Origin of the sequence: Flavobacterium tistrianum (assembly GCF_003254545.1) — a bacterium.
Lineage (GTDB): Bacteria > Bacteroidota > Bacteroidia > Flavobacteriales > Flavobacteriaceae > Flavobacterium > Flavobacterium tistrianum.
Genome location: NZ_QJRH01000073.1, coordinates 657,849 through 667,105, shown reverse-complemented (window position 1 = coordinate 667,105; position 9,257 = coordinate 657,849). Strand labels below are relative to the sequence as shown.

Annotated in this window: 6 protein-coding genes; 5 read left to right on the top strand and 1 reads right to left on the bottom strand. The window is 35.2% G+C overall.

Annotation, left to right across the window (positions count from 1 at the left end; genetic code table 11):
* The 5 genes from DMB71_RS21890 to DMB71_RS21870 all read left to right on the top strand — a co-directional run.
* Positions 1-2,404 (top strand): Ig-like domain-containing protein (locus DMB71_RS21890; RefSeq protein WP_162614866.1); only part of this gene is annotated, 2,404 nt, incomplete at its 5' end.
* Between the two features lie 47 nt (positions 2,405-2,451).
* Positions 2,452-3,384 carry a PorP/SprF family type IX secretion system membrane protein gene (locus DMB71_RS21885; protein WP_111369730.1) on the top strand — a complete coding sequence of 311 codons (933 nt, stop codon included), beginning with the start codon at positions 2,452-2,454 and terminating at the stop codon, positions 3,382-3,384.
* 11 nt (positions 3,385-3,395) lie between these two features.
* Positions 3,396-5,333 carry an OmpA family protein gene (locus DMB71_RS21880; protein WP_111369729.1) on the top strand — a complete coding sequence of 646 codons (1,938 nt, stop codon included), beginning with the start codon at positions 3,396-3,398 and terminating at the stop codon, positions 5,331-5,333.
* 243 nt (positions 5,334-5,576) lie between these two features.
* The gene (gene ligA, locus DMB71_RS21875; protein ID WP_111369728.1) at positions 5,577-7,580 is read left to right on the top strand and encodes an NAD-dependent DNA ligase LigA; all 2,004 of its coding nucleotides are present in this window, start codon (positions 5,577-5,579) and stop codon (positions 7,578-7,580) included.
* On the top strand, positions 7,570-8,262 hold the full coding sequence (locus DMB71_RS21870) for a hypothetical protein (RefSeq protein ID WP_111369727.1): 693 nt from the start codon (positions 7,570-7,572) through the stop codon (positions 8,260-8,262). The genes ligA and DMB71_RS21870 overlap by 11 nt, the downstream gene beginning before the upstream one ends.
* On the opposite strand, the gene DMB71_RS21865 is transcribed toward DMB71_RS21870, so the two are convergent.
* Positions 8,249-9,160 (bottom strand): bifunctional metallophosphatase/5'-nucleotidase, encoded by a 912-nt coding sequence (locus DMB71_RS21865; RefSeq protein WP_111369726.1) that lies wholly within the window; start codon positions 9,158-9,160, stop codon positions 8,249-8,251. The genes DMB71_RS21870 and DMB71_RS21865 overlap by 14 nt on opposite strands.
* Positions 9,161-9,257 lie beyond the last annotated feature (97 nt).

Sequence of the window (9,257 nt, the reverse complement as noted above, 5' to 3'; positions counted from 1 at the left end):
CACATACTATGCGGCAATCTCAGATCCGACAACAGGCTGCGAGAGCGCTGTAAGACTGGCGGTTGATGTGATTGTGAGCGATCCTGGAACACCAACATTGGTGACTGCGGGAACACAGAACTTCTGTCAGGCAAATGCGCCGACATTTGCAAGCGTTCAGTTTAACCAAGCTAATATTGTCTGGTATACTGCACTAACAGGCGGAACAGTGATTCCATCAGCTACAGCTTTAACAAGCGGCACATACTATGCGGCAATCTCAGATCCGACAACAGGCTGCGAGAGCGCTGTAAGACTGGCGGTTGACGTGATTGTAAGCGATCCTGGAACACCAACTTTAGTAACATCTGGACAGCAAAACTTCTGTATGGTAAATGCTCCAACTTTTGCAAGCGTTCAGTTCAATCAAACAAACATAGTTTGGTACACAGCTCTGACAGGCGGAACGTTGATTCCATCAGCTACAGCTTTAACAAGCGGCACATACTATGCGGCAATTTCAGACCCAGCAACAGGTTGTGAAAGCACTACAAGATTACCGGTTGATGTGAATGTAACGGATCCAGCAACACCAACAACAAACGCTGCGGCACAGACTTTCTGTACAGGAACAAATCCAACAGTTGCTAATATTCAAGTGAATGAAAGCAATGTAGTTTGGTATACAACTCAAACAGGAGGAACAGCTTTAGTTTCAACAACTGCACTTACTAGTGCAACTTATTTCGGTGCAATTAAAGATCCAGCAACAGGGTGCGAAAGCAGTGTAAGATTGCAAGTAGCTGTAACAGTTGGTAATACAATAAATCCAACGACAAACAGTACAGCACAGACTTTCTGTTCTGCAAATGCACCAACAATTGCAAACATTCAAGTAAATGAAAGCAATGTAACTTGGTTTACTGCTTCAACAGGAGGAACTGCAATTCCTGCAGGAACTGCACTTACATCTGGAGTATATTTTGGAAATATTGTTGATCCAGCAGGTTGTGAAAGTTCAACTCGTTTACAAGTAGCAGTTACAGTAGTTAATCCTAGTCCGACGCCAACTACTGCCAGCACCACTCAAAACTTCTGCACTTTAAATTCGCCAACAGTGGCCAATATTCAAGTAAACGAAGCAAATGTAGTTTGGTATAACGCAGCTACAGGAGGAACTGCAATTCCACCTACAACAGCTCTTACTACAGGTACTTATTATGGTGCGGTTTCAAGTGCTATTGGTTGTGAAAATCCAAATAGATTAGCTGTTACGGTAAATGTAAATTCACCAAGTGTAATTACAACGCCAAGAACAACACAGACATTCTGTTTATCTGCGGTACCAACTTTAGCTAATATTTTTGTAAACGAAACAAATGTAGTTTGGTATGCGTCTGCAACTGGTGGAACTCCATTAGCAAATACAACTCCACTTACAGCAACTACTTATTATGCAGGATCGTTAGCTAATACATTTAATGGTTGTGATAACGGACCAAGATTAGGAGTTACCATTACATTTGAAAATGATGCAGCAGTTCAGCTTGCTACTACAGATGATACTCCATGTGTATTCAAAGGAGTAACCTATTCAATTGCAAATGGAAAATCTAATTATGTATGGACTATTAACGGAGGTACTATTATTTCAGGGGGTGGTACAAACGATGGATCTGTAACTGTTTCTTGGTCAGACATCGGACCAGGAAAAGTAACTGTAGCTTATGTTAACAATTGTGACGAAAGAACAATGAAGACTTTAAATGTTACTGTAGCAAGCTGTTCAGATTTAACGATTACTCATACGGTTGATAATCCAACTCCTAATTTTGGTGATCAGGTAACATTTACTATCACAGTAAATAATGTAGGAGAAGGCGATTTCATTAACACACTTGTTAGTGATTTACTTCCAAGCGGTTTACAATTAGTGAGTTCGTCTGCAACATCAGGAACATATGACCCAGCAACACAGCTTTGGACAATCCCAACGTTAAATGCAGGTCAGAGTGTAGTATTGACAATTGTTGCAGAAGTATTGCCAAACGGTACTTATACAAGTGTCGCAACTGTAGAGACTTCAACTCCTTTAGATGTTGATGCTTCAAACAATTCAGCTTCAGTTACATTAGAACCAATTTGTTTAACTGTTTACAATGAGTTTACTCCAAATAATGATGGTAAAAACGATTTGTTCAGAATAGACTGTATTGAGTCCTATCCAAACAACGAGTTGAAAGTATTCAACAGATACGGAGCGTTAGTGTATAGTAAAGCACATTATGAAAATGATTGGAACGGAACAGCAAATGTATCCGGTGTAATTAATAGAGGAGATATGCTGCCAACAGGTACTTATTTTTATGTGATAACCATTGGAGATGGAACGGTTAAAAAAGGCTGGTTGTCTATCATGAGATAACCCACTTCTATTAATCATCTAATTAATTAAACTAAATAAGTATCGTTATGAAACTATATATAAAATCATTAGAAACATATTTCATTTTAATATGTTCTTTTATTACGGTTTGCGCTTCGGCACAGCAAGATCCCGAATATACGCAGTATATGTATAATACTATGGCGGTAAATCCAGCGTATGCTGGATCTACCGGAACCATAGAGGCAGCACTTTTATATCGTTCTCAATGGGTAGGAATGCCCGGTGCTCCAGAAACACAATCTTTCTCTGTTCATTCCCCGCTTAGAAATGAAAAACTAGGAGTAGGTTTAAGTGTTGTAAATGATAAAATCGGACCTTCTAATGAACTATATCTGGATGGAAATTTCTCTTATTCAATACCTCTTGGCTATGAGCAAAGATTGGCTTTTGGTGTAAAAGCGGGTACTAGAATGTTAAACATCGATTGGTCTAAAGGAAGATACTACGATAATGACGATGTTTTGCTAAATCAGAACATTAACAATCAAATGAAACTAGCAGTAGGAGCAGGAGTTTACTATTATACAGATAAATGGTATGTAGGATTTTCTATTCCGAGTTTTATTCAGAATGATTACTATGACGATGTTCAAGAGTCTATCAATTATGATCGTATGCATTACTATTTAATGGGAGGTTATGTTTTTGATTTGAATCCAAATTTGAAATTTAAACCAGCATTTTTAGTAAAAGCAGTAAGTGGAGCACCGCTTACCGCAGATATATCGGCAAATTTCATGATTCAAGAAAAGTTTGTTATAGGGGGAGCGTATCGAACAGATGATTCGGTAAGCATACTGGCAGGTTTTCAAATTTCACCAAGTTTCTTTCTTGGATATTCTTTTGATTACACTGTAAGCCAATTGAATAAATACAATGATGGTTCACACGAATTCATCTTACGTTATCAATTTGTGCAAAAACAAAGTAAAATTAAATCTCCTCGATTCTTCTAAAAACAAAACTTATGAGAAAACTATATATCCTATGTTTAATTTTGAGCGTTACGTTTAGTTTCGCTCAAAAAACTAACTTAAAGAAAGCTGATGCTTTGTTTAGAAGCTTTTCTTATTTGGATGCTTCTAAAGCTTATGAAGAATGTTTGCAAAACATAAAAGATCCATCAGCGCAGACTTTGAAGAATGCGGCAGATTCCTATTATTTTATTTCTGATTCTAGAAATGCACTAAAATGGTATAAAAAACTATATGAAGTGCAGGGAAATAATCTTACTGATATTTACTATCTGCGTTACATCCAATCTATGAAAGCAGTTATGGATTATGATGAGGCAGATAAAATCACAAAAGAATATCTAGATAAAAAAGGTGATAAAGCAGAGATTAACAGATATGTTGCCCAAAAGAAATATATGGACAGCGTAGCAAAAGCAAAACCTCTTTATACCATTAAAAATTTAGATATTAATACGAGTAAATCAGATTTTGGAGCTACATTTTTTAAAGATAATGTAGTGTTTACGTCGGCTCGTGATACGACAAAGTTTAGTGAGAAATTGTATACATGGAACAATCAGCCTTTTCTTAATCTGTATATTGCAGAAAGAAATCCAGCAGATGGAAGTTTATTTAACGAAACCGTTTTTCTTCCAAATATAATGACCAAATATCATGAAGCTACGGCAAGTTTTGACAGTCAAGGAAAAACGATTTATTATTCAACCAATATTGTAAAGAAAAACAAATTGGTTGTTGATGAAGCAAGAGTCAATAATTTCCAGATTGTAAAAGGATCGATCGTCAATAATAAATTGGAAAATCCAGAGAAAGTATTTTTTGACAGCGATGATTATTCTGTAGGGCATCCAGCACTTAGCGAAGACGGAAAATTACTTTTCTTTGCTTCAGACATGCCAGGAGGACAAGGAGAAACCGATTTGTATATGGTAAAAATTGCAGCAGACGGAACCATGAGTTCACCTCAGAATCTAGGGCCAAATATTAATACCATTGGTAATGAAGTGTTTCCATTTTTTCAAAACGGAGTTTTATATTTCTCTTCTGATGGACATTACGGCTGGGGAGATTTAGATGTTTACGAAAGCAAGCTTCAGGCAGATGGAACCTTTTCAACTCCAAAAAATCTTGGAGCGCCTATTAACAGCAACAAAGACGATTTTTCTTTTATAATTGACAAAACAGATGCTTACGGATATTTTTCTTCAAATAGAGCAGGAGGAAAAGGAGACGATGATATTTATTCTTTTGTAAAAGGAAAACCAGTTTGCAACCAAAGCATTTCTGGAATGGCAGTAGATCGTAAAACGAAAAAGCCTTTAACAGATGTTACCATAATGGCGTACAATTCTTTTAGCGAAGTTTTGGGCGAAACTAAAACAAATTTTGATGGAAAATACGCTATCGAAGTTCCTTGTAACAAAGTGATCAAAATGATTGCTGCAAAACAAAATTATAGCAGTGATGACAAAACGGTAGAAACCACCGATCAAAATGGAGGCGAGATAAAAGATGTCAATTTTGAATTAAGTAATTACGACGATTTGGTTGTGAAAAAACAAGGAGTAGAAAAAGTAGATGTAAACCCAATTTATTTTGATTACGATAAGTATGATATTACACCAAAAGCAGTCGAAGAATTGTCTAAAGTTGTTTTCATCATGCAGAAATTTCCAAACATCAGAATCAAAATTGAATCTCATACCGATTCACGCGGAAAAGACGCATATAACCTGAAACTTTCAGACAATAGAGCAAAATCAACACGAGATTATATCCTTTCGCAAGGCATAGACGCTTCTAGAATTGAAAGTGCCATTGGGTATGGAGAAACCCGTTTAATTAATAAATGCAAAAATGGTGTAAAATGTTCTGAAGAAGAGCATCTCTTAAATAGACGTTCAGACTTTATCATTATTCAAAAATAATTTTATATTTTCTCTGTAAGATATTGATTATCAGTTAAAAATATAAAACGTTGAAACCATTTGGAAGTTGGTTTTTTTTAATTCTTTTTTAAGAATAATGGACAAGGAGGAAATCAGACTGCATGAATTTGCAGTCTGATTTTTGATTTCTAAAACTTTTATTTTTTCTGCATTTGAACAAAAATAAATTCTAATTTTGATATTCAGTTTTTCATCACAATAATCTGCAATATTTTACAATTTATGAGCATTCAAGAGACTATTCAAGCATTACGAAATGAACTTAATCAACACAACTATAATTATTATGTGTTAGATAATGCCACTATTTCAGATTATGATTTTGATATTAAATTAAAAGAACTTCAAGATTTAGAAAATAAACATCCAGAGTTTTTTGACGAAAACTCACCAACACAAAGAGTTGGTGGAACGGTAACTAAAAACTTCAAGACAATTGCACACCAGTATAGAATGTATTCTTTAGACAATTCATATTCTAAAGAAGACCTTTTAGATTGGGAAAACCGTATTCAGAAAGTTTTAGGAAATGTAAATCTGCAATATACGTGCGAATTAAAATATGATGGAGCTTCAATAAGCATTACTTACGAAAACGGAAAACTAGTTCAAGCCTTAACGCGAGGAGATGGCTTTCAAGGAGATGAGGTAACAAATAACATTAAAACCATAAAATCGGTTCCGTTACATTTAAAAGGAAATTATCCTGATAAATTTGATATTCGCGGTGAAATTATCCTTCCTTATGCCGGTTTTGAGAAAATGAATCAGGAGTTGATAGAAATCGGAGAAACACCCTATTCAAATCCTAGAAATACAGCTTCTGGAAGTTTGAAATTGCAAGATAGTGCTGAGGTTGCCAAACGTCCGCTAGAGTGTCTGCTTTATTTTGTGACAGGAAACAATCTGCCATTTAAAACTCAATATGAAGGATTAGAATTGGCTAGAAGCTGGGGATTCAAAGTTCCGAAAGAAGCAAAATTGGCCAATAGCATGGATGAAGTTTTTGACTTTATTGATTATTGGGATGTACACCGCCATAATTTGCCTTATGAAACTGATGGTGTTGTGGTAAAAGTAAATAGCATTCAGTATCAGGAAGAATTAGGTTACACAGCCAAATCGCCACGTTGGGCAATTGCATATAAATTTAAAGCTGAACAAGTTTCAACTGTATTAAAATCAATTTCGTATCAAGTTGGAAGAACAGGGGCTATAACACCAGTTGCCAATTTGGAGCCTGTACAGCTTGCAGGAACAATTGTTAAAAGAGCTTCTCTTCACAATGCCGATCAGATTGAAAAATTAGATATTAGAATAAATGATACTGTTTTTGTTGAAAAAGGAGGAGAAATCATTCCAAAAATCATCGCAGTAGATTTAGATAAGCGTCCTGAAAATTCAGAACCAACACATTATATTGCTTACTGTCTAGAATGCCACACAGAATTGGTTCGAAATGTGGGTGAAGCCAATCATTATTGCCCTAATTTCTACGGATGTCCTCCACAGATTATTGGAAGAGTGCAGCATTATATTTCAAGAAAAGCAATGGATATCGAAGGACTTGGAGGCGAAACTGTAGCTTTATTGTTTAAAAATGGTTTGGTTCACAATTATGCTGATTTGTATGAATTAAAAGTTGAAGACATTCTGCATTTAGAAAGAATGGCTCAGAAATCAGCAGAAAACTTGGTAAATGGAGTTGAGAAATCAAAAGAAATTCCGTTTGAGAGCGTTTTATTTGCGCTTGGAATCCGTTTTGTGGGAGAAACAGTTGCCAAAAAGCTAGCTAAACATTATAAAAATATAGATGCTTTGAGCCAAGCTTCATTGATGGATTTAGTTCTGGTTGATGAAATTGGAGAAAGAATTGCCAAAAGCGTTATTGAATTCTTCGAAAATGAAGAAAACAGAAAAATTATTGAACGCTTAAAAAGTTATGGAATTCAGTTTGAAATTGAAGAAAAAATAAACCCAAATGCTACTGATAAATTTGCTGGAAAAACTTTTGTGGTTTCGGGCGTCTTTAGTCAATTTTCTAGAGATGAACTAAAGAAAGCCATAGAAGATAACGGAGGAAAAGTAGGAAGCTCAATTTCTGCAAAGACAGATTTTGTAGTGGCAGGAGATAATATGGGGCCAGCAAAACTGGAAAAAGCAACGAAGCTAAACATCACTATATTATCAGAAGAAGATTTTATAAACAAATTAAATGAAGCCTAATAAACCGTCATTAATTTTGTTTTTTCTGGCACTGTTTTGTACCATCATTTTTGATTGGGCAAAGCAGGACTTTTTTGCGACCTATGCAAAAGCGATTGTTCTTCCTGCGATTTTTATTTATTACCTAATCAGCAGTGAGTTTCAAATCAGAAAAACAGAAGGTTTAATTTTCTTCTTTTGTTTTGTTGGACAAGTTTATGATTTAATGGATGTGGAGAGTTCTGAAATTGGAGGGGTACTCAGTTTTCTGATTGTCTATTCTCTAATCGTGACCATATTTATTCGGGAACACGAAAGAATAAAACTAACCAAACGGGATATTTTGCCTATTTCTATCGTAGTAGTTTTTATTGTCTATTTATTGATCTCTGTTTTAAGTCTGCAGCTTGATAGCATGAGAAAATTTATTACACTTTATACTGTATACGGAATCGTTTTGAGTGTACTGAGTTATTTCTGCTTTGTCAGCTACATTACAAAAGGCACGCATATGGCATTGCTAATGTCGCTCATGGCAATAAGCTATATCTTCTCTGATATCTTTTATATTTTTAATGAGTATTTCTCGTATTCGGTTGTTCTAGTCCTAATACGAGATACAACTCAAATTCTAGCTTATTTCTTTATGGTAGAATACTTTTTAGAAAAAGCTAGAATTCAAAAAAAAACTATACCACAATAGTGGCGCTTTGATTTGTATGAGCTTTATCTTTATCAAAGTAAAAATCAATACGGCCTAAATTAATTCCGTAGCATCCTACTTGATTTACTAAGACATCTTTTCCAGCTTTATTTTTTACTACAGTAGGTTTGTCTAAGAAAGTGTGCGTGTGGCCTCCAATAATCAGATCAATATCTTGAGTTTGTGCAGCAAATGTCAAATCACTAATTTTTGTTGGCTCATCTTTGTATTTGTAACCTAAATGCGAAAGACAAATTACCAAATCACATTTTTGTTCTTGTTTTAATAGTTTTGTCATATCCTGAGCAACTTCAACCGGATTATTGTAAACCGTTTCCAGATATAGTTTTTTATCTACTAAACCTTGCAATTCAATTCCAACTCCAAAAACACCAACTTTAATTCCGTTTTTATTAAAGATTTTGTACGGTTTCACATGACCGTCCATAACCGTATTTTTAAAATCATAATTAGAGTTGATAAAATCGAAAGTCGCATGCGGAAGCTGTGCGTACAATCCATCAAGACCATTGTCAAAATCATGGTTTCCAATTGTAGAAGCATCATATTTCATCATGCTCATCAATTTGAATTCCAATTCACCCCCATAATAATTAAAATACGGAGTTCCCTGAAAAATATCTCCAGCATCCAATAAAAGCACATTCGGATTTTCTTTACGGATAGCTTCAATTAATGTTGCACGACGAGATACACCGCCTTTATTTGGGTTGCGGGGATCATCGGCAGGAAAAGGATCAATGTGGCTGTGCACATCATTAGTATGTAGAATTGTTAGATGCTTAATGTCGTTACTTTCAAAACTGCTCAAAGACAATCCTAAACTTAATAGGGCAGTACCTGCTGCTGTTTTTTCGATAAACTCTCTTCTTTTCATTTTATATATTTTTTGCAGAAATGCTTTGCTTGTTTTTAATTTTTGTTTTGGCCACCAATTTCACGAATTAACACGAATTGATTTTTCAAGAGGATTC

Coding starts and splice junctions, on each gene's coding strand:
- DMB71_RS21880 (WP_111369729.1), top strand. CDS start 3,396: ATGAGAAAACTATATATCCTATGTTTAATTTTGAGCGTTACGTTTAGT.
- DMB71_RS21870 (WP_111369727.1), top strand. CDS start 7,570: ATGAAGCCTAATAAACCGTCATTAATTTTGTTTTTTCTGGCACTGTTT.
- DMB71_RS21865 (WP_111369726.1), bottom strand. CDS start 9,160: ATGAAAAGAAGAGAGTTTATCGAAAAAACAGCAGCAGGTACTGCCCTA.
- ligA (WP_111369728.1), top strand. CDS start 5,577: ATGAGCATTCAAGAGACTATTCAAGCATTACGAAATGAACTTAATCAA.
- DMB71_RS21885 (WP_111369730.1), top strand. CDS start 2,452: ATGAAACTATATATAAAATCATTAGAAACATATTTCATTTTAATATGT.